Source organism: Roseburia intestinalis L1-82, assembly GCF_900537995.1.
GTDB classification, from domain to species: domain Bacteria; phylum Bacillota; class Clostridia; order Lachnospirales; family Lachnospiraceae; genus Roseburia; species Roseburia intestinalis.
Window position 1 is genome coordinate 3,448,496 of the sequence record NZ_LR027880.1, and the last position, 21,021, is coordinate 3,469,516.

Annotated in this window: 17 protein-coding genes; 3 read left to right on the forward strand and 14 right to left on the reverse strand. The window is 43.7% G+C overall.

Annotated features, from left to right (window positions below; genetic code table 11):
* Positions 1–21 precede the first annotated feature (21 nt).
* Both RIL182_RS16185 and RIL182_RS16190 read right to left on the reverse strand, forming a co-directional pair.
* On the reverse strand, positions 22–891 hold the full coding sequence (locus tag RIL182_RS16185; protein WP_044998597.1) for an AraC family transcriptional regulator: 870 nt from the start codon (positions 889–891) through the stop codon (positions 22–24).
* 8 nt (positions 892–899) lie between these two features.
* Complete coding sequence (locus RIL182_RS16190) at positions 900–2,222, reverse strand: MATE family efflux transporter (protein ID WP_006855860.1); 1,323 nt, start codon at positions 2,220–2,222, stop codon at positions 900–902.
* 396 nt (positions 2,223–2,618) lie between these two features.
* Between RIL182_RS16190 and proC the strand changes: the two genes are divergently transcribed.
* Together proC and RIL182_RS16200 are read left to right on the forward strand one after the other, a co-directional pair.
* Positions 2,619–3,428 carry a pyrroline-5-carboxylate reductase gene (gene proC, locus RIL182_RS16195; protein WP_015559802.1) on the forward strand — a complete coding sequence of 270 codons (810 nt, stop codon included), beginning with the start codon at positions 2,619–2,621 and terminating at the stop codon, positions 3,426–3,428.
* Positions 3,429–3,443: 15 nt separating this feature from the next.
* Positions 3,444–4,754 (forward strand): alpha-amylase family glycosyl hydrolase, encoded by a 1,311-nt coding sequence (locus tag RIL182_RS16200; RefSeq protein ID WP_006855862.1) that lies wholly within the window; start codon positions 3,444–3,446, stop codon positions 4,752–4,754.
* Between the two features lie 86 nt (positions 4,755–4,840).
* Here RIL182_RS16200 and RIL182_RS16205 read toward each other — a convergent pair whose 3' ends face one another.
* The 6 genes from RIL182_RS16205 to ispE all read right to left on the reverse strand — a co-directional run bounded on the left by RIL182_RS16205 (position 4,841) and on the right by ispE (position 11,393).
* On the reverse strand, positions 4,841–5,296 hold the full coding sequence (locus RIL182_RS16205; RefSeq protein WP_015521177.1) for a DUF1934 domain-containing protein: 456 nt from the start codon (positions 5,294–5,296) through the stop codon (positions 4,841–4,843).
* Positions 5,297–5,366: 70 nt separating this feature from the next.
* On the reverse strand, positions 5,367–6,014 hold the full coding sequence (gene spoIIR / locus RIL182_RS16210) for a stage II sporulation protein R (RefSeq protein ID WP_006855864.1): 648 nt from the start codon (positions 6,012–6,014) through the stop codon (positions 5,367–5,369).
* 80 nt (positions 6,015–6,094) lie between these two features.
* Positions 6,095–8,188 (reverse strand): GerAB/ArcD/ProY family transporter, encoded by a 2,094-nt coding sequence (locus tag RIL182_RS16215; protein ID WP_006855865.1) that lies wholly within the window; start codon positions 8,186–8,188, stop codon positions 6,095–6,097.
* 48 nt (positions 8,189–8,236) lie between these two features.
* Positions 8,237–9,715, reverse strand: a complete 1,479-nt coding sequence (locus tag RIL182_RS16220; protein WP_015559797.1) for a spore germination protein — start codon at positions 9,713–9,715, stop codon at positions 8,237–8,239.
* Between the two features lie 107 nt (positions 9,716–9,822).
* Entirely contained in the window at positions 9,823–10,497 is a 675-nt protein-coding gene (locus RIL182_RS16225; RefSeq protein ID WP_022112489.1) for a GntR family transcriptional regulator, read from the reverse strand.
* Positions 10,498–10,523: 26 nt separating this feature from the next.
* Positions 10,524–11,393, reverse strand: coding sequence for a 4-(cytidine 5'-diphospho)-2-C-methyl-D-erythritol kinase (gene ispE, locus RIL182_RS16230; RefSeq protein ID WP_330368885.1), 870 nt, complete (start codon positions 11,391–11,393; stop codon positions 10,524–10,526).
* Positions 11,394–11,565: 172 nt separating this feature from the next.
* On the opposite strand from ispE, the gene RIL182_RS16235 reads away from it, so the two are divergent.
* The gene (locus RIL182_RS16235) at positions 11,566–12,204 is read left to right on the forward strand and encodes a hypothetical protein (RefSeq protein WP_006855869.1); all 639 of its coding nucleotides are present in this window, start codon (positions 11,566–11,568) and stop codon (positions 12,202–12,204) included.
* 137 nt (positions 12,205–12,341) lie between these two features.
* On the opposite strand, the gene RIL182_RS16240 is transcribed toward RIL182_RS16235, so the two are convergent.
* The 6 genes from RIL182_RS16240 to RIL182_RS16265 all read right to left on the reverse strand — a co-directional run bounded on the left by RIL182_RS16240 (position 12,342) and on the right by RIL182_RS16265 (position 21,018).
* Entirely contained in the window at positions 12,342–13,628 is a 1,287-nt protein-coding gene (locus RIL182_RS16240) for an aminotransferase class I/II-fold pyridoxal phosphate-dependent enzyme (RefSeq protein WP_006855870.1), read from the reverse strand.
* Positions 13,629–13,666: 38 nt separating this feature from the next.
* Positions 13,667–14,998 (reverse strand): replication-associated recombination protein A, encoded by a 1,332-nt coding sequence (locus RIL182_RS16245; protein WP_006855871.1) that lies wholly within the window; start codon positions 14,996–14,998, stop codon positions 13,667–13,669.
* Positions 14,999–15,227: 229 nt separating this feature from the next.
* Complete coding sequence (locus RIL182_RS16250) at positions 15,228–16,433, reverse strand: Mur ligase family protein (protein ID WP_006855872.1); 1,206 nt, start codon at positions 16,431–16,433, stop codon at positions 15,228–15,230.
* A gap of 37 nt (positions 16,434–16,470) precedes the next feature.
* Entirely contained in the window at positions 16,471–17,796 is a 1,326-nt protein-coding gene (locus RIL182_RS16255; RefSeq protein WP_242655473.1) for a hypothetical protein, read from the reverse strand.
* 203 nt (positions 17,797–17,999) lie between these two features.
* Complete coding sequence (locus RIL182_RS16260) at positions 18,000–19,538, reverse strand: S1C family serine protease (RefSeq protein ID WP_006855874.1); 1,539 nt, start codon at positions 19,536–19,538, stop codon at positions 18,000–18,002.
* 109 nt (positions 19,539–19,647) lie between these two features.
* Positions 19,648–21,018, reverse strand: coding sequence for a DUF6056 family protein (locus tag RIL182_RS16265; RefSeq protein WP_006855875.1), 1,371 nt, complete (start codon positions 21,016–21,018; stop codon positions 19,648–19,650).
* Between the last annotated feature and the right edge of the window lie 3 nt (positions 21,019–21,021).

Sequence of the window (21,021 nt, forward strand, 5' to 3'; positions counted from 1 at the left end):
TGTATGTAATATAGTCGATAGCTATATTTTTGTCAATATCCCGCTGTTTCTATATTTCAGTGGAGAAATGCCATATGCTTTTTTGAAACTTCTGATAAAATAGCTTACATTCTGGTATCCGCTCTGCATAGCTGTCTCCGTCACTGAAAGATCGGTGTCCTGTAACAACTGTTTTGCATTCTCCAAACGTAAATATGTTATATATTGCGACAATGTAATATGGAAATGTTCCTTAAAATACCGCGATATATATTTTTCCGAAAGATGAAACTGTTCCCCAAATTCCTTTAGCGATATCTTTCCTGTAAAATTCTGCTGTATATATGAAACCATCTCTTTTTCTACAATATTTCTGCCGCTTGTATCATTTTCTATTACAAATCCTTTCTTCCACATTTCAAGAATAAATTGTAAAAGAATTATTTTTGTCTTTATCTGCGCAGTTATTTTTGACTCAGTTTCATCATTTTCTGCCATATATATATCAATCAGCTGCTCACACAGTTCTTTTGCCGAGTCTTTTACTCTTGGGTTTATCATCAAATGACCGCTATTTAATGGTTCAAGCAATTTATCATCTAACATGTCATCGGTCCGAAAAGATATATATTTTAACGGAAACAAAAATGTAAAATAATCCACAGTGCCGGTCTGTGAGCCCATAAGATGCAGATTGCCCGGCGATACAACGAACGCATCCCCTGCTTTTCCAATATAACTCTCTCCTGATATACTTACCGTCAGCAAACCACTTTTTACATATATAATCTCAAATTCATCATGCCAATGTACCGGTATCTGAAATGACCGCCCCGCATTCTCTATGTGATATATACTAAATGGATTGTCCTTTGTACCATGTGGTTTATTTTCCTTTAATTCAAAGTACATACTCTCTCCTACAATTCTACAAGGCTCTTGCTTTTCCATTTTCCGCTCTTCCATCTAAGAACCATTCCAACAGCTCTCGCGCACTCATCACCTGCCATGGCAATATATGCTCCTACTGCCTGAAGTCCCATATGTATTCCAAGAAAATATGTTCCACCAACTGCAAACAGATACATAAATATCGCACCCATTATAACCGGAAAAACCGCATCTCCACTGGTTTTTAATGCCTGACCATATACAAGATTTGTCACCCTTCCAAATTCAAGGAATATATCTACTATTAACAGCCTTACCACAAGATTTATCATTTGCGCATCATCCGTAAATATATGAACTATAAAATGTCCGGACATCGCAAATGTCACAGAGAAGCACGTCGCTGTTATAAGACCATATACCACAGCTTTCCGCGTACCCCTGTCACATTCTTCAAACTCCTTTGATCCAATTCTCCAGCCAGTCATAATAGCATTAGCCTGTGCAAGTGCAGCTCCTATACAATACGAAAAATTTGCTATCTGCATAGCATATGAACGGGCTGTAACATTCATTCCGACTGCATCCATCTGATTCATGAATCTTACTATAAGTGTCATTGCAACATTATAAAGTGCTGTTTCAAATGCAGAAGGAAAACCTATCTTAACAATCTGCGCAAGTATCTTCCGTGGCGGAATGCGCTCCGGACTCTGCTTTGCCTTTATCAGTACAGCACCCATGCCTGCTACAATGATAAGGTTCACAACTTTTGAAATAACTGTGGCAATAGCAACGCCCATTACTCCCCAATGAAATACAAACAGGAACACTGAATTAAATATTATATTAATGGCATTTCCTGCAATCGTTCCTATCAAGGAATGCTTTGTATATCCAAACACTCTGAGATAGCTGGAAAAAATGGGAATAAGCGCATTTAAAACACATGCACCTCCAACAATTTTAAGGTATGTTTCTGCCGGCTCAAGCAAAGCCGGAGAAATACTTACGATTCTAAGTATTTCTCCAGAAAAAAAAGCAATAATAACCGACATAAGGATACCTGTCAGAGCGTTAAACATAAGTCCAAGCTGTCTGGCCTGATATGCAATTCCAGGTCTCCCCGCTCCGATATTTTGTGACATAACTGCTACCATACCGGATGATATTACCCCGAACATGATGATAAAAACACTTATATACGTATTTGCTGTTCCGACAGCTCCCACAGCCTGGTCGCTTACAGACGATAACATAAGTGTATCGACCATGCCTGAAAGCATATAAAATAAAGTCTCTAAGCATATTGGCACAGCCAGCTGTGTCAATGTTTTTCTTTCAGTTGCCATGTTTTTCTCCTATGAAAACTAATATAACATACATTATCAATAATATGGTATTTTTCTGCATATTTCTTGTATAATATTATGCAAAAATTGCATTATTTCTACTTATTTACGAAGTGAATCAGCAAGTCTGTTAATTTTGCCCTGATCTGCATTATCATAGGAAAATATTTTATGATTCCACATTCTCATCTCTGCATAAAATGTTGACGTTTCCCCCCAAATAGACTAGGATAGAATTTGAATGATAAATACGCAAAACAAGGAGGAAAATCCTGCCCAATGTGTTGGGCATTGCTCCTGCAATGGCAGTCGCATTTTGCTCCGCAAAACAAGGGGGAAAATCCTCTGCTCCTGCAATGGCAGTCGCATTTTGCTCCGCAAAACAAGGAGGATTTTATGTTAGATAAAATGATTGGTTTTATCGGTGCCGGCAATATGGGAAGCGCCATGATCGGCGGTATTCTGGATGCATCTTTAGTGACGACCAGCCAGATCATCGCAAGTGCACACTCTCCTGAGACACTTGATAAGATCCGGACAAAATTTTCCATAGAGACAACCCAGTCAAACGAGGTCGTTGCAGAACGAAGCGATATTTTGTTTCTCGCTGTAAAACCAAATAAATTTTCCGAAGTACTTCCGCAGATCAAAGGTCATTTAAAACCGGACTGTATCGTAGTTTCAATTGCAGCCGGACAGCCGATCGCAAATATCGAGGCTCTGCTCGGTGAGGTCAGACTGATCCGCGCCATGCCAAACACCCCGGCGCTTGTAGGCGCTGCGATGAGTGCACTCTGTCCGAATGACAAGGTAACACCAGAGGAAGTAAAGCTCGTTGAGTCCTTATTCAACAGCTTCGGCCGTGCAGAAGTTGTACCGGAAAGCATGATGGATGCCGTTGTCGGCGTTTCCGGTTCTTCCCCTGCCTATGTCTATATGTTTATTGAGGCAATGGCAGACGCCGCCGTTGCAGACGGCATGCCGCGCGCACAGGCTTATAAATTTGCTGCCCAGTCTGTTTTGGGCGCCGCAAAAATGGTATTAGAGACCGGAAAGCATCCGGGCGAATTAAAAGATGCTGTCTGCTCTCCGGGCGGTACGACCATTGAGGCAGTTGCAGCTTTAGAACATGGCGGTTTCCGTGATACTGTGATCAGTGCACAGCGCGCATGTTCTAAAAAATCATATGATATGAGTCAAAAATAATTTGGAGGTTTTCTTATGTGGGCTTACGAAAGTGTTTTTTATCAGATATATCCGCTTGGATTCTGCGGTGCTCCGTTTGAGAATGACGGCGTTTTAGAGCATCGTATTTTAAAGGTCAATGACTGGATTCCGCACATCAAAAAACTTGGCGCCAACGCCATCTATTTTTCCCCGGTCTTTGAGTCTGACACACACGGTTACAATACCAGGGATTATACAAAGATCGATACCAGACTCGGTACGAATGAAGACTTTGCCACAGTCTGTGACAATCTTCATAAAGAAGGCATCAAAGTTGTATTAGACGGTGTATTCAACCATGTTGGCCGCGGTTTCTGGGCATTTCAGGATGTTTTGGAGAAAAAATGGGATTCCCCGTACAAAGACTGGTTCCACATCAGTTTTGACGGCAACTCAAACTATAACGACGGTCTGTGGTATGAGGGCTGGGAAGGTAACTACGATCTGGTCAAATTAAATCTCAGAAATGAAGATGTCATCCAGCACATTTTTGCAGCGATCAAAGGATGGGTGGAAGAATTTGATATCGACGGCCTGCGCCTCGACGTTGCATACTGTCTTGACCATGATTTCTTACGCCGCCTGCGCAGCTTCTGCGACAGTTTAAAACCGGACTTCTTCCTGGTCGGCGAGACATTACACGGCGATTACAACCAGTGGATGAATGATTCCATGCTGCACTCTGTGACAAACTATGAGTGCTACAAAGGACTTTATTCCAGCTTCAACAGCATGAATATGTTTGAGATCAACCACTCCCTGCTGCGCCAGTTCGGACCGGACAACTGGACACTCTATAAGGGCAGACACCTGCTCTGCTTTGTGGACAATCACGATGTCACAAGAATCGCAAGTATTTTAACCAACGAAAAACATCTGCCGCTGATCTACGGCATGCTGTTCGGTATGCCAGGTATCCCGTGCGTTTACTACGGCAGTGAATGGGGTGCAAAAGCGAGAAAAGAAGAAGGCGATCCGGCTCTGCGCGCATGTTTTGACGCACCGGAATGGAACGATCTTTCTGAGACGATCAGCCGGCTTTCCGAGATCAAAAAGAACTCGGAAGCATTAAATTACGGTTCCTTCCGCTCTGTGCTCCTGACAAACCGCCAGTGCATTTTTGAACGTAAAAGTGAACATGAGCGCATCTATGTAGCGATCAACGCGGATGAAAACAGTTTCCACGCAGATTTCGATGCCGGATGCGGCACGGCACAGGAACTGATCACCGATACCCCGCACGACTTTGGCGGTGGAACAGACCTGCCTGGCTATTCTGTGGCAATATGGAAGATGGAACATTAATCTTTTATGCTGTATAAAAGGACGGGAATCCGCAGTCCGGATGTCATTTTCGTGACATCCGGACTGTGCTTTCCCGTCCTTTTTTCTCATTCTGCCCCTGTGATCCGGAAATCTCCCGCATCTTTTGACTTAATATTCATTGTGATACAGCAGTCTGCCATATGCTCATAATTGACCTCGAGTTCGTAATTGACCTTGACATCAATATCATTTTCTGTCTCCTGCACATCCACACTTTTTGCGTCGATCCCGATCAGAAGGCTTCCATACGGCGTATAATAATAGGTCACATTCTTCCGGTTTTTCTCAAACATCATATGTACATTCGATACACCTCTCCTGGTGATATCCATAAAATCATCATTCAGTTTGATGATATTTCGTGTTGTCTCGGAAAATCCCTCGTTGACTTCATCATAGATGATATAATGTTTTCCATTTTTTTTATAATAACTGCCGGATGTGATCAGTTCCACGGATTCACTCTCAGTTTCCGGTGAAAACTGAAGCCCGCTGATGGTTACCAGTACTTCTTTTGTCATTCTAATCCTCATTTCCTGTTGTTTCTTTACATCAGAACTATATTATACGCTTTTCGCCTGATATTCAATACTATTTTTCATCATACAGCCCTTTTAAAATTTCAAATGACTTAAATTTTACCTGATAATCTCCGGAGGCAAGTACCTGCTGATATTCATCTTCCGACAAAACTCTTTTTAGCGAACTTCTTGCATCCTCATCGATCACCTCATACATGGTATCCGAAAAGCACATGTTCGGGTACATCACACACCACCAGTTGTGTCCCTTTCCCGCTCCGATCACGATCTCAAGCGCCTCATAATTTCCCGCCGGAAATGTATACGCACCATACGTTTTTACCGGAAAATCCGTATCTGTCAGACAGATATCCACATCATAGTCATAACCTCTCTCCGCAATGACTTTCTCTGCCGTCTGCTTCATGTCCTCCATATTTTTCCGGATCACAGCCTCCGACCGGCTCCGGTCGGCTGCATCTTTTAAAAGCCCTGACATTTTGATTCCGACTGCATCACGCACAGCAAGTTTTAAATTCTGATCCGCTTTCGTATCACTGTTTGCGATCACATGAAAACGTATAATCTTTTCTGCGATGCCTTTTTGCATCTCAAGCCGCTGCTCGTACCGTAACCCGGCAATGCAGGCAATGGAAAATAAAAAAAACAGGGTTATGTAAAGGGAATCTTTTTTTGATTTTATGGTTGGAAATTTCATTGGAATACTCCTTTTTTTTGTTTGATAGGAGGAGTATTCCACTTATCTGGGTTTTTATACAGTGTTAAATAATCCCTTTTTCACTCACCCATATTTACCCAGTCAACCTTCACCCGGTAAATGATTTCCATATCTTTTTCATACTGCTCCGGCTGCTTCTGATAAAGCAGATACCAGTCCCTGCGCTGTCCGCCAAGTTTTTTATAACTGTTCGCGCAGTCGACTTCCACTTTCTGTGCAGTTTGCTGAAAATAATCTTCAAGTTCCTTTTCCAACATCTTTTTTATATCCCCAGATTTTAAATTCTGACCATATTCAGACTGCAATTTCTGTCTCCATCCCGGTTTTTCATACAGGATCTCTCCGCTGCAGCTTATTTCTACGATAATCTGTTTTTCTTTTGTCTGTGAAAAGACAACCTGATTATGCGGTGCAAACAAACGCACATCCACTCCGTCCGCAAGTGTCAGTGTGTATTCTTCCTTCTGATTCTGTGTAAAAAAAGAAAGCAGCGCCGTCTGGCTGTCAAACATTCCTTCCGCCTCCCCGCGTTTCCAGACATAATACTTTGTCACGGCAGGCTTTTGGTCCACTTCTTCCACATAGGGGATAAACAGGGTTTCCATTTTGTTTTCCTGCTCCTGATAAAGCATCCCGAGTGTCGGATAGGCAGTTTTTTTGATCTCGGACACATTTTCAAAATAATCTTCAAGATAAGTGCCAACGGACTCTTCCATATTTTTCTGTAATTTTAATACAGCCTCTGCATCCTCTGCCACCGCAAGATAGGTGTTTCTCGGCACGTCACTCTTTTTTTCCAGAATTTCCAGAAATGCATCCATATTTTGGGCATCTTCCAAAAATTTCTGATCCAGTAAAATGACTTTCATGTGGCTGTAATCCACCATGCGGTTCCCGGACTCGTCGGCATTCAGCCATTCCCTGTCAAACTGCTCCATGTCACTGACTGCCATCTCGATCGGAAAATTGCGCTCCTCAAGTTCTGCCGTCGCACAGCCGGAAAGCCCCATCAGTCCTAACAGGACACAAATAACCGCTCCGGATCTCAGATGTTTTTTTCTCTGTCCTGCACACCGTATGATCGCCAACACTACCGGGACAAGCACCAGAAATGGTGTTCCGATATACCACAGAAATTTTTCATACAGCACGGTATTTTCTTTCGAGTTATACAATAACACTGCCACACCAAAAACTGCTGCAAACACCGCCGCCCGCTCCCACTTTTTCCACAATGCCTGTCTTTTTTTTGCATGATATAAACCATTTAATAACATTTCTGCATAAAATACTGCACTGTTTAGCAGTGCATACAGTGTAAAAAACCAGATTCCAAACATAAATGCATCAGCACGCTTTAAAAATCCACCTGTGATTTTGATCGTGCTCATCAGTGTGATCGCCGGAGTCTGCATGTCTGAGAGCGCAGCACCACCAAACACCCCCAGTAAGATCAGATAAAGTCCTGCCTCTAAGCATCCGGTAAAAATCAACGCAAGCCTCCCCACTTTCATCAGGCTTTCCCGCTTTCGCAGATACCCTCCCAGAAACAAAATCAGAAAAATAAGTGACGAACAGATAAACACATAATAACTTCCCGCAAAAAAATCTCTTTTTCCCGTAAAAAATACAGGATTCCAGTAATCTGTTTTCACTTCATCCAGTGCGGACGCTAACATGATAAAAAGCGGTATCAGGATAAACCAGAATAGCAGTTCGTAGACACGCGCCCGCCCCTCAATCCCGCTTAACAGCCCATACCAGACAAGCCCAAGGATCAGCACCAGTACAAGATAAAAAGACTCCCCCCGCAGCAGGTTGTTTAACACCGTCACAGAAAACAGATACGCCGTATACCCTGCTAACAGCATCAGATACAGAAAATATCCCGCCTGTATGGTCTTTCCGAAAAATGTCCCGCACATTTTTTCCGTATATTCTGCAAAGCTGCCCTGCATATCCCCCACTGCATACACCAGAAGGCGTAAAAATAAAAGTCCAAGCACTGTTCCCACAATAATGCAGAAAATGCCGTCCCGCCCGCAGAACCCGGCGACCGCAGCCGGGATCAGAAGCGTGCCAAGTCCTAAAAGATCAAATACCAAAAGGCGGAATGCCTGGCGGCCTGAAATTTTTTCGTTTGATGAAAACATAATTCCTTGTACTCCTTTTTATTTGGTGTTTGTTTCAAACATTCATCCTTATTTCAATTTCAGTTTCACCCGCTCCTCCCGCCGGGCGTAGATCGGACGTTTTGTCAGTTTGCGGATCGGCCATCTCCACAGGAAATCACGTTCGTCTTCATAGTCCGTCAGATCTGCCCCGACAAACGGCATCAGATATGGGATGCCAAAGCTTTTTAAATGCGCAAGATGGATCAGTACAAAGAGCAGTCCAAGCAGCATGCCAAAGTAGCCTAACCACGCACACATTCCGATAAAGAAGAACTTCAACAGACGGAATGCCGTCGCAAATTCCTCATTTGGAATTGCAAAGGAACAGAGCGCAGTAAATGAGATGACGATCACCACGATCGGGCTGACAAGATTTGCCTCGACCGCCGCCTGTCCGATGATCAGTCCTCCTACAATACCGATCGTATTTCCCATGGCGCCGGGCAGACGCACGCCTGCCTCTCTTAATAGTTCAAATGAAAGTTCCATCAAAATCACCTCAACCACCGCCGGGAACGGCACACCGCTCCTCGCATCCGCAAAAGACAAAAGAAGCATCGTCGGCAGAATCTGCGTATGGAAATTTGTCACGGCAAGATAAAATCCCGGCAGAGTCATGGCAAAGAAAGATGCGACATAGCGCAAAAGCCTGCCGAAACTTGCGATTTCCCACCGGTTGTAATAATCATCGCTCGTCTTAATGAACGAATTATAATCAGTCGGCAGGATCAGCCCCACCGGGGAATTGTCAGAAAGCACAACCACCCTTCCCTCCAAAACAGCCATTGCTGCACGATCCGGCCGCTCTGTCGTCTGAAACTGTGGAAATGGGGAATACCACTTCTCCTCAGTGAGCTGTTCGATCACACCACTGTCTAACACCCCGTCGATCTCAAATCCCTCCAGCCTGTGCCCGATCTCCCGTACCAGTCCCGGATACACCAGATCCTCCATAAAAACAAGATAAACATTGGTATTCGAGCGCATACCACATTTTTTCTGCTTCACCTTGACTTTCGGGGAACGGATACGCTTTCTAATCAGCGCCGCATTCTGTTTTACCGAATCACAAAACCCCTCGTTTGAACCCCTTATGACCTTTTCAGAATCCGCCTCCGTGATCCCCATATTCGGATAACCGTCGTCCGGTATCTTTACCGCCCTGTCAAATCCGTCCACAAACAGGATCACCTCTCCGGTCAAAAGCCCGTCCACCGCATCCTCTATCGTATCAAAATAAGTTGCATCCGAAATTCCCAGCGCATTCTGCTCCAATGCCTGATAAATTTCTTCCTTCCCAAGCCCCTTTAAATACTTCAGCACCTCACTCAGTGCCGAAGTCCCCATGTCCACCGACACCTCAATAAACGTCAGATAACATGCCACATCCATCTGCCTGCCAAGCATCAATTCCTTCTTTTTAATATCATCGCACTCATGAAAAAACTCCTCCATCTGCGCGATATTCTCACTTAATCTCTTTGAAACCGCTACCTTTTCCTTCATAATATCCCTCATTTCCCGGCAACTAAAAAAGGATAAGCCTACGGCTTATCCTCAAAAATTCATTTCCCTTATTCTATGCAATTTTAACCAGATTATACAAAGCTCCCTTACTCCTGCTCTCTGATCATTTCCTTGACCGCCACAACCTGATTTTTGACATGCTTATGCATTGCTTCTGTCACACGTCCCTTATCCTTTGTCATCAATCCTTCCACGATCTCACTATGTTCCCGCATCAGTGTCGGATAATTTCTCTCATCCTTTAAATATTCCACACGGTAACGGTACATCTGCTCTCTCAAATTATTGAGCATATTGACGAGTTTTGGATTGCCGGTCGCCTGATAAATAATATCGTGAAACTGCACATCCGCAGCGGCGATCTTTTTCAAATCCTTTGATTTGGTAGATTCCTCAAACTCATGCATTGTTTCCGTCAGAGTATCTAACTGTTCCTTTGTCATCTGCTCACATGCAATCGATGCTGCAAGTTCATCTAACGCATCACGGATCTGAAGCACATCCTCCATATCCTTTTCTGTCATCTTGGCGACTTCCGCACCTTTTCTCGGAATCGTGACCGCTAAGCCCTCCTGCTCTAACATGCGGATCGCCTCACGGATCGGTGTACGGCTGACGCCTAACTTTGCAGCAAGCTGCAGTTCCATCAGACGCTCTCCGGGTTTTAACTCTCCTTTTAAAATCGCCTCACGCAGTGTGTTAAACACCACATCCCGAAGTGGCAGATACGCATCCATATTCAGCGTCAAATCGTCTGTCATAAACCTGTTTTCCTCCATTTCTTCGCTTATCTCATGTTGTTGTAAATACTGGTCAGGTAAACCTGCTTTGCCAGTCCGGATGCCTGCATCGCCTCATATGCCGCAACCGCTTTCTCCTTATCATCAAACAGTCCGAATACCGTCGGACCACTCCCGCTCATCATAGCTCCCGCAGCTCCATGTTCCATCATATGTTCTTTGATCTCTGCGATTACCGGATAATTCGGAATCGTCACAGTTTCTAAAACATTTCCCATATCTGAGGTAATGGCTGCAAGGTCTTTTCGTCTGATGTCTTCCACCAGACGGTCAATATCCGGATGAACTGTATTTTCATCCAGCTTCAGATTCTCATATACAAACTTTGTCGATACAGAAATCTGTGGTTTTGCGATCAGTATCGGACATTTTACCATCGGTGGAAGTGCGGTAAGCTGCTCACCAATTCCTTCTGCAAGTGCGGTTCCACGCATAATGCAGTAAGGAACATCTGCACCGATCTTAACCCCACGCTGCATCAGTTCTTCTTTGGACAGTCCAAGTTCAAACATACGGTTCATACCATAAAGTACCGCTGCAGCATCTGTACTTCCACCGGCCATTCCCGCTGCGACCGGAATATACTTGTGCAGCTTCACATCGATACCGTCCCTGATCTGAAATTCATCCATCAGAAGTTTTGCTGCCTTGTAGACAAGATTATTCTCATTTGTCGGCAGAAAGGACAGATTTGTCATCATTGTAATCCCGCCTGCTGTCTTTTTCATTTCAAGACGGTCAAACAGGTGGATGGTCTGCATGACCATTTTCACTTCATGGTACCCATCCTCACGTCTGCGCACAACATCAAGCCCAAGATTTATTTTTGCAAGTGCTTTTACTGATATTTCCTTCATAATCCCCATACCATCGTCATGTATTTTCGTTGTTTTTTGTATACAACATAAATCTTATCATTTTAAAGCAAAAAGGTCAATTCCATCTAAATTATTTTTCCCGAAAAGCCGATATATTTTACAGAAGAAAAAGGAAAAAATACATGAACAAATCAGTCATTCATTTACTGGAATGGAGGAATTATTTATGACTATGAATGCAATTAACAGCGTAAATTCAACAACTAACAGCTATCAGACAGGCACAGCTTCTAAGACAGCTTCTACATCTACAGACAAAACCACAACATCTGATAAGGCAGAAACCGGTGTCGTATATGAGAAATCTTCTCAAACAGACAAGGATACCGTTACCAAAAAAACTGACTATGCAATGGTTGCAAAATTAAAAGCAGATGCTGAGCAGCGTACTTCCCAGTTACGCAGCCTGGTTGAAAAAATGATGACCAAGCAGGGAACCGCAATCGCAAATGCCGATTCCATGTGGAGCTTCTTAGCAGATGGTAACTTTACCGTTGATGAGGAAACACAGAAACAGGCTCAGGCAGATATCGCTGAGGACGGCTACTGGGGTGTAGAGCAGACCTCTGACCGTATCCTTGATTTTGCAAAAGCCCTTTCCGGCAACGATCCGGAAAAAGCAGATCTTCTGATCGACGCTTTCAAAAAAGGCTTTGAAGATGCAACAAAATCCTGGGGCAAAGATCTGCCGGATATTTCCCAGCGTACCTATGATGCTGTTTTGGAGAAATTTGACAAATGGAAAAACGGTTCTACCACCGAAACTGCCGGAACTGAAACAGAAAATTAATATGTAAATTCTATCACATGAAAAAAATGCAGGAATCATATTTTATGGTTCCTGCATTTTTACTTACAAACTTTTTCGCTGCGGTAATTCCTGTATTCCAAATAATAATGTTACCGCAGCGTGTGTAATCTAATCTGTTATTTTTCTTCTAAGATCTTCTCAATACTTGCTAATTTCACACAAACAACAAAGATTTCTGCTGCTGTTGTCAGATCCTCTAAGCTTGGATAAGACGGTGCGATACGGATTACGGAATCTTTCGGATCCTTTCCATACGGGAACGGTGCACCTGCCGGAGTCATCACAACACCTGCTTTTTTTGCTTTTGCAACAACATTCTTTGCACAGCCCTCTAAAGTCTCATAAGTGATGAAGTATCCTCCCTTTGGTTTGTACCAGGTTCCTACGCCCAAATCGCCAAGTTCTTTGTCAAACATGTCTGTGATCATCTCGAACTTCGGACGTAAGGATGCAGCATGTTTGCGCATATGCTCTGTGATGCCGTGAATGTTCTTAAAGAAACGTACATGGCGGAGCTGGTTTACCTTATCATGACCAATGGTCTGAACCTTTAACTGTTTTTTGATATCCTCCAAGTTGTTTGCGGAAGTTGCGATCGCAGCAACACCGGAACCAGGGAATGTGATCTTACTGGTGGAACAGAATTTGTATACCATATCCGGGTTTCCTGCACGCTTACACTCTGCAAGGATCTCAATCAGATGATCCTGATCGATATCATATAAATGATGTACACAGTAAGCGTTATCCCAGTAGATACGGAAATCTTTTGCAGCCGGTTTCAATCTTGCAAAACGGCGCACAGTCTCATCTGAATAGGTGATACCCTGTGGGTTGGAATATTTCGGAACACACCAGATACCTTTGATTGCCTCATCTTTGCTGACTAAATCTTCTACCATATCCATATCCGGACCGGTTGGCAGCATTGGTACATTAATCATTTCAATGCCAAAATATTCTGTGATGGCAAAATGTCTGTCATATCCCGGAACCGGGCATAAAAATTTTACTTTATCTAATTTGCACCATGGAGTACTTCCCATAACACCGTGTGTCATGGAACGTGCAATCGTATCGTACATGATATTTAAACTGGAGTTGCCATAGATAATGATATTATCCGGGTTGCACTCGATCATATCGCCGATGAGCACTTTCGCCTCATGGATACCGTCAAGCACACCGTAGTTGCGGCAGTCTGTTCCGTCTTCACAGGTCAGATCCACATAGGATGCTAAGACGTCCATCATTCCCATTGACAGATCAAGCTGTTCCTGGGATGGCTTTCCTCTGGACATGTCAAGTTTTAATCCACGCTGCTGGAATTTCTTGTACTCTGCCTCGAGTGATTTCTTTTCGGCTAACAGTTCTTCCTTTGTCATTTCCTGGTAAGATTGCATTGTTTGCTTCCTCCTCTTGGTTCGCTATACATTATTTATCATTCATGGGAATATTCCCCTTTGATCTTGTGGAAATATTCTCTGATCTGCTTTTCATAACCGTTTTCTGACGGTCTGTAAAACTTCCGGCCGGTCAGTCCGTCCGGCAGATACTGCTGCTCTACATAATGATTCGGATAGTCATGCGCATATTTATAGCCTACGCCGTGACCGAGCTTCGATGATGATTTGTAGTGGGCGTCCTGTAAATGTGGCGGAACCGGAGCTGTCATCGTATTTTTGACTGTCTCCATCGCCTCGCTGATCGCCGTAACGGCGGAGTTGCTCTTTGGCGCACTCGCCACATAGGTAACCGCCTGCGCTAAGATGATCTGCGCTTCCGGCATTCCAATACGTTCTACCGCCTGTGCCGCTGACGTTGCAACCACGAGTGCCATCGGATCTGCATTGCTCACATCCTCTGAGGCACAGATCATGATCCTTCTTGCAATAAACTTGATATCCTCCCCCGCATACAGCATCCGCGCTAAATAATAGACTGCCGCATCCGGATCGGATCCGCGCATACTTTTGATAAACGCAGATACGGTATCGTAATGGTTATCGCCGGACTTATCGTACTTTACCACACGCTTCTGGATACATTCGGAAGCAACGGAAAGCGTGATATGTATCAGACCGTCCCCGCTGCGCTCAGTTGTAAGGATTCCAAGCTCCACCGCAGTCAATGCGGCACGCGCATCACCATTTGAGATATCTGCAAGGAAATCTAAGGCATCCTCATCAATCACGGCATGGTATGCACCCATACCTTTTTGCGTATCATTTACCGCCCGCAAAATAAGAGTTTTGATATCCTCTTTTTCTAAGCTTTTCAGTTCAAAAATGATCGAACGGGAAAGAAGAGCCCCATTGACTTCAAAATAAGGATTCTCAGTCGTCGCACCGATTAAGATGATGGTTCCATCTTCCACGAACGGCAGAAGATAATCCTGCTGTCCCTTATTAAAACGATGGATCTCGTCGATAAACAGGATCGTCTTTTTTCCAAACATCCCCATGTTATTCTTCGCCTTAGCAATGACATCTTCCATGTCTTTCTTCCCGGCAGAAGTTGCATTCATCTGTAAAAATTCTGCGCTTGTGGAATTGGCAATAACCTTCGCAAGCGTTGTCTTTCCGGTTCCCGGAGGTCCATAGAGGATGATGGAGCTGAGCTTATCCGCCTTGATCGCACGGTACAGTAACTTGTCCTTCCCGATGATATGCTGCTGTCCGACCATCTCATCTAAAGTCGTCGGCCGCAGACGCGATGCAAGCGGTGACTCCGTCTCTTTTTTCTGTTCTCTCATATATTCGAATAAATCCATGTTTCAACCTGTCTTTCTGTTGCGTACATTTGCTCTTTTTGCATTTTTCATTCTGCAATCTTGCATTTTAAAGTTTAAAAAAACATTCTTTTGCAATAATTCCTGCAAATATGACAGATTCGCTTTTCAAAAATTCATTCATCTATTACCATACAGGAATTTTTCCGCTTTTGCAAGATGTAAAATTATTTTCTCTGTTCTGTATGTTTTTCCCTGAAAATCTGTCACCTTACTGTGCAAAAGCATGGACATACTTCTGAAATGTTTCTCCACGCTCCTCAAAGTTTTTAAAATAACCGTAAGATGCTGCTGCCGGTGAAAGGATACATGCGCCTCCCGGTTCGGTCATCTGTACTGCTGCTTCAACTGCCTGCTCTAAATCTTCCGCATAGACACAGTTCTCACAGTCGCCGACTTCCCCGAAAATACGTTTTCCGGATGCGTATGCACAGATAAACTGAAATTCTTTATGCTCCCTGATAAATGCGACCAGAAGATCATAATTAATTCCACGGTCCATACCCCCGATCAGGACCGTCTTTGCATCCGGAATACTCATCGCCGCATTGATGGCAGCCTCCGGGATCGTTGAAATCGAATCGTCATAATATCTGACGCCCCGATAAGTTCCGACATACTGCAGGCGGTGCGGCAGACCTTCAAAGTCTGCCATGCTCTTTAACACAGCCTCTTTTTCGCATCCAAGCAGTTCTGCCACACGCTCCACAAACTGTGCATCATACTGATTATGCTCTCCGGCAAGTTTCAATTCATAATGCACACCTTTGGGCTGATGAAGCACTGTCCTTTGCGCCTTTGTATCGATCTGCGGTACATTTTCTCCCACAAAGAAATAATCTCCGCTCTTCTGATACGCCGCAATATGGCTCTTTGCCTCAAAATATTTTTCTACCGTTCCATAATAATCAAGATGCTCCTCATAGAGGTTTAAAAAGATTGCAATGTGCGGTGACACATTCGTATGTGCAAGCTGATGGCAGGACATCTCATAAACAATGATCGTATCTTCAGTCACTTCCTCGAAATAATCAAGACAAGGCTGTCCAATATTTCCGAGCAGTAACACAGGTCTGCCGCTGCATGCCTTCAAAACAGTATAGAGCATTGCAGACGTCGTACTTTTCCCTTTGGTTCCGGTGATTCCTATTACCTGGTCACGAAACTGCTGTAAAAATAATTCTGTCTCTGAGGTATATTTTGGATTTTCCTCATTCATCACAATGCCAGGACTTTTTATGATAAAATCGTAATCATCCTCGTCGATCTCTTCTTTCTTCCCCTCAAATATATCCACGGACGCCGGTTTTACGCATCTCTGAAGAAAGTGCTCTGTCGCCTTTCCTTCTCTGCCGTAACCCCAGATCAAAATCCGTTTTCCATTCAACTCACTGATGATGTCCATCTTAATCTCCATTCCTGCCCGTTCCCCAGGGCATCTCTATTCCTGCTGTTTATGCCCGATTCATAAAATCCTTTAAAATCTCTAAGAAATGCTCCGGCACCTGGTTTTCGGATACCCACTCGGAAAGCATCTCATCTAACTCTCCCGGAGCAGCTTCGATCGTTTCTTTATAGCGCTCGGTTAAAAGACTCTTTCCACCACGTGCAATAAATGTCTTTAATGCAACAAGGACTTCGCGTCTGGTTCCCACGCACTCAAACGGTTTGTTCTCCTCAATGCCGGTCAGCTCTCTAAAATCAAGATCAAGCGAATCTTTTTCCAACAGGTTCTCTCCGAAAATGTGCACCAGTTCTTCCTGTGATAAAAACGGAGTTAAAATGATATAGACAAACAGACATTTCGGGCAGTTGCAGCACCAGATTCCCTGTTTGCTTCCCGCATTACAGCTCCGGAATACTTCATGATAACTCTTACATTTTGAAAACAGCCATGCAATCTGCATCTCAGTGAGCGGACGTAAGAGACTGAAATAATGGATATCGGAATCTGTCACTTTCTTTATATATGATACAAAATCCTGCTCAAACTCAAAGCTCTTTGAATATTGATGGTTGACAAAAGAATCTTTTACCGTCGTCTCGTTTGCACTTGTCTCATTCGAAAGCACGATATAGCGGTTGCCACTCAAAAATGCTGAAATAAAGGATGAAAATGCAACGACTGCAGAGAACGGAATGTGTCCGTTTAAATATCCCTCTGCATTAAGTTCTAAAATCTTTTTGTCGAGAATACGTTTTGCAGCGTAGTCTCCCTGTTTGTGGTCACAGACTGCAATGACATTTTTTGTGGTCGCATTGCCATTGATACTGTAAGTAGTAATCTTTTCTCCCTTTAACACCTCAAGGGAAACCACGGAATCCTTTCCACCGCCGACAGACACCAGGCATCCATCATAGGACTTTGTATCATGCAGTGGTGCGCACGCTTTGTCCTCACATTCGATCGTAACAAGATCCTCTTTTGAAACCACGATTCCATTGCGGTACATAAACTCGCCAAGTCCGTTGTAATATAACTTTTTCCACCATTTTTTCTGTTCTGCGGAAAGTGTTCCACACAAAATTTTTAACTGCTTCGGGCAGGCACATTTCCAGTAGCTGATTGTCTCTGCCATTCCAAGATGAAATGCAAGCGCCTTTAAGATTGTCTCATCCACGCGCTCCTTTGCCGGGAACTCCCACTTTGACTGAAATTCACACAGCCCCGGTATCTCAAAATGATACACGATCCGATATGCACTTTCGATATACTCTACGGAATAATCTTTATATAAAAAAGAATTGTATTGATTTCTGAAATCCTCAAACTTTGACAACGTAAATCCTCCATTCCGGACGCGATACGCCCCAGACCTATTTTTATTATATGAAATCATCATCTGCGATAAACATTATTACACAGCAGACTCTGAAATATCATAGCACACATCCTAGCAAAAGTCGATAGCGGAGGGACGCACAAACGGCGTTCACCAAAAAAGGAGTGGGCATTTCGCCCACTCCCTATACAATCATTCCATTAATTTTTCTTGCCAAGTGTTACAGAAATCGTCTGCTCCTGATACTCACCATTCGTAGAACGCTCAATCTTCACATCAACCGTTGTACCTGCTTTATAATACTCCATTGTAGATGAAAGTTCTTCCATGGAACCAATCAGTTTTCCGTCAAACTCTGTGATGATATCACCTTTCTGGATACCTGCCTGCTCTGCTGCCGAACCTCCGGTTACCTGTGCAACATAGACACCGGATGGCATGTTATAAGTTTTTGCAACATCATCTGTTACATCGACACCTGCAATACCAAGGTATGCGCTGTCAGACTCATCTACTTTTTCTTTCGTGATCAGATCATTGATAATCGGTGCTGCCGTATTGATCGGGATTGCATATCCAATACCCTCTACGGAAGTATCGGAATATTTTACGGAGTTGATACCGATAACCTCACCGTTTGCACTGAGTAATGCACCACCACTGTTACCAGGGTTGATTGCTGCATCTGTCTGGATCAGATCTGCAGTATAGCTTGTGTCACTCTCTGAATCACTGACAGATACCTGACGGTTCAATGCACTGATATAACCAACGGTTACAGACTGTCCATAACCAAGTGCGTTACCGATTGCGATACAGGAATTACCAGCTTTTAAGCTGTCAGAATCACCAAGTGTGGCTACTTTAATATTATTCATCGTATCACTTTCAATGCTGCTTAACGCTACACGGATGACTGCAAGATCTGTAGAAGGATCTGTTCCTTTTACCTCTGCGCTGACTGTTGACTCATCATTAAATGTAACTGTCAGACTGTTTGCACCGTTTACTACGTGATTATTCGTTGCAACATAAAGATAATTATCATCCTGACTTACGATGATACCGGATCCACAGCTTGTGCTCTCATAAGTCTGTGGCATACCGCCCCAGAAACTCTGGTATTCGGTCTCGCTCACATTTGTGATTGCCACGATGGACGGCATTACGGATGATACGATGTCAGATACATCCGTTGCTACATAATTCGACGATGTGGAAGTTGCCTCCACCTTGTTGTCTGCTTTGGTCAGTGCATTCTGACTGCCGCTGTCTGATACTGCGGTTTCATCATTGCCAAATGCCTTGGACGATACAAGATGTACACCCTCAAATGCAGTGCCTGATACCAGTCCAAAGACTAACGCGATGGCTGCGCATTTTGCAAGTTTCGTTCCAAATCCACCCGGTTTTCTTTCTCTCTTTTTCTTTTGTTTTTTACCAGTCGTCTGTGCGTTCTGATAAAATGCACCGTTGGTATTCTGATATCCACCATTCTGGTAAGCACCGTTCTGCTGATATCCTGTGTTCTGGTATGTGCCATTCTGATATGCACTGCCCTGCTGATATCCTGCGTTTTGTGAATAAGAATTTGTGTTCTGATAAGAATTGTTGTACTGGTTTACGTTTCCTTCATTTGCATGTTCTGTCTGCTGATTGCTCTGGCTGCCGTTATTGTATGAATAGAAGGAATCCGAAGACCCATTCTGATTGTTGTTGTTATAATTGTTACCATCCATAACGATTTCTCCTTTCGTATTCGGAATTTCTTTTCCTTTTCTGATTATGAGTGTACAGAGAAATTGTGTTCTATTTGTGACAAAACAATCAAAAAATTATGTTTTCTTCTCAAATATAATTGATAACCTGATATAGCAGATTCCAAACGCCAAGACCTGCCACGATAGAATAATACAGATCTCTCCATTTCTTACCCGGCATTTTAAATGCCAGAACCAATATAATAAACATACACATCCAATCCGTCAGATAATAAACGCGCGCACCGGACGCATAGATCGTCGGTGAGAAATGCATGATCGCCTCACTTGCAATTCCGCCAAGCCACACCAGCATAAGGACTACGTTATGTTTTGAAACTTTCCATATCAAGATACAGGTAAACAAAAGTGCCGCGATCCACCAGCACATTGCAAACCAGTTTGCCGCCTGCATCTCTTCGATCCGCGGTACCTGCTCCAGCCGTACTGTAATATCTGCGATATGAAGACCACAGTCTGAAAACACCTTGATTCCGGCAAACGGCAGTAATGCAGCTGCAGAAAACAGTCCTGCAGCCGTCATACATGCCACATCTGATGCTTTTCTTTCATTTTTACATATAATATGCAGGATTCCCGCCAGCCAGATTCCAAACAGCAACAGGCGGTTTTCATTTGCAAAAGAAGAAACCAGCCATTGAACTGTAACAAAAAGATGCTCCCCAAAAGAAAGTTCCTCATACTGCGGCATCCAGTTCTGTACTTCCGATGCAACACGGATATCATTTCCCGGTGCTAAAAACAGAATCACAAACGCCACGACCGTCACTGCTGTCTGTATGATAAGAAGAATGGTTCTTTGCTTTTCATGCTTTCTCAGTATCACCACCAGTACCGCCAGCACCTCAAACGTCACAAGCACCGCCGCCATCTGTTCGATCGACATACTTGCGAGAACTGCGCAGGGAATGGAATAAAAAAAATGCCAGGTATTATGATCCCCTGAACCACCATCTCCCGTGTCAAATACAATATCTGCAACCGGAACCAGTGCCCAGATCCCACAGGTAAATGACCATGTATAAAAAATGGAACCGTTGATCCAGATTGCCGCATATCCAACGGTCATAATCGCCATCAGAAGATAACCGCTTACTACTGCAACCGACTCGCCCGGCAGAAAATTTTTTGTCCGGATACCCGCTGCTTTTTCTGCCAGTTTCAACACGCCGCATGGAAGAAGCACAAGCATCATGGCATTTACGATACGCCAGAACCAGATTCCCAGTGAAAATGCAATGTACACCATTGCTTCCCCGGACATCCTGCCGACCCACGTCTGATAGCGCCAGCTTAAATACTCGAAAAATCCCATTTCATGTGTATACTGATAAAAAAAGGCATCGTCGCCATCGGAATATCCCACCTGTGTCAACAGGAGGAATGCTCCGAAAAACATCAATGCCCAAAATAAAACTTTTTTAGAAGTCTCTCTCATAAT

Bases quoted from the DNA above. Each gene is read 5' to 3' on its own strand.
- RIL182_RS16185 (WP_044998597.1), bottom strand. From the start codon at position 891: ATGTACTTTGAATTAAAGGAAAATAAACCACATGGTACAAAGGACAAT.
- RIL182_RS16190 (WP_006855860.1), bottom strand. From the start codon at position 2,222: ATGGCAACTGAAAGAAAAACATTGACACAGCTGGCTGTGCCAATATGC.
- proC (WP_015559802.1), top strand. From the start codon at position 2,619: ATGTTAGATAAAATGATTGGTTTTATCGGTGCCGGCAATATGGGAAGC.
- RIL182_RS16200 (WP_006855862.1), top strand. From the start codon at position 3,444: ATGTGGGCTTACGAAAGTGTTTTTTATCAGATATATCCGCTTGGATTC.
- RIL182_RS16205 (WP_015521177.1), bottom strand. From the start codon at position 5,296: ATGACAAAAGAAGTACTGGTAACCATCAGCGGGCTTCAGTTTTCACCG.
- spoIIR (WP_006855864.1), bottom strand. From the start codon at position 6,014: ATGAAATTTCCAACCATAAAATCAAAAAAAGATTCCCTTTACATAACC.
- RIL182_RS16215 (WP_006855865.1), bottom strand. From the start codon at position 8,188: ATGTTTTCATCAAACGAAAAAATTTCAGGCCGCCAGGCATTCCGCCTT.
- RIL182_RS16220 (WP_015559797.1), bottom strand. From the start codon at position 9,715: ATGAAGGAAAAGGTAGCGGTTTCAAAGAGATTAAGTGAGAATATCGCG.
- RIL182_RS16225 (WP_022112489.1), bottom strand. From the start codon at position 10,497: ATGACAGACGATTTGACGCTGAATATGGATGCGTATCTGCCACTTCGG.
- ispE (WP_330368885.1), bottom strand. From the start codon at position 11,393: ATGAAGGAAATATCAGTAAAAGCACTTGCAAAAATAAATCTTGGGCTT.
- RIL182_RS16235 (WP_006855869.1), top strand. From the start codon at position 11,566: ATGGAGGAATTATTTATGACTATGAATGCAATTAACAGCGTAAATTCA.
- RIL182_RS16240 (WP_006855870.1), bottom strand. From the start codon at position 13,628: ATGCAATCTTACCAGGAAATGACAAAGGAAGAACTGTTAGCCGAAAAG.
- RIL182_RS16245 (WP_006855871.1), bottom strand. From the start codon at position 14,998: ATGGATTTATTCGAATATATGAGAGAACAGAAAAAAGAGACGGAGTCA.
- RIL182_RS16250 (WP_006855872.1), bottom strand. From the start codon at position 16,433: ATGGAGATTAAGATGGACATCATCAGTGAGTTGAATGGAAAACGGATT.
- RIL182_RS16260 (WP_006855874.1), bottom strand. From the start codon at position 19,538: ATGGATGGTAACAATTATAACAACAACAATCAGAATGGGTCTTCGGAT.
- RIL182_RS16265 (WP_006855875.1), bottom strand. From the start codon at position 21,018: ATGAGAGAGACTTCTAAAAAAGTTTTATTTTGGGCATTGATGTTTTTC.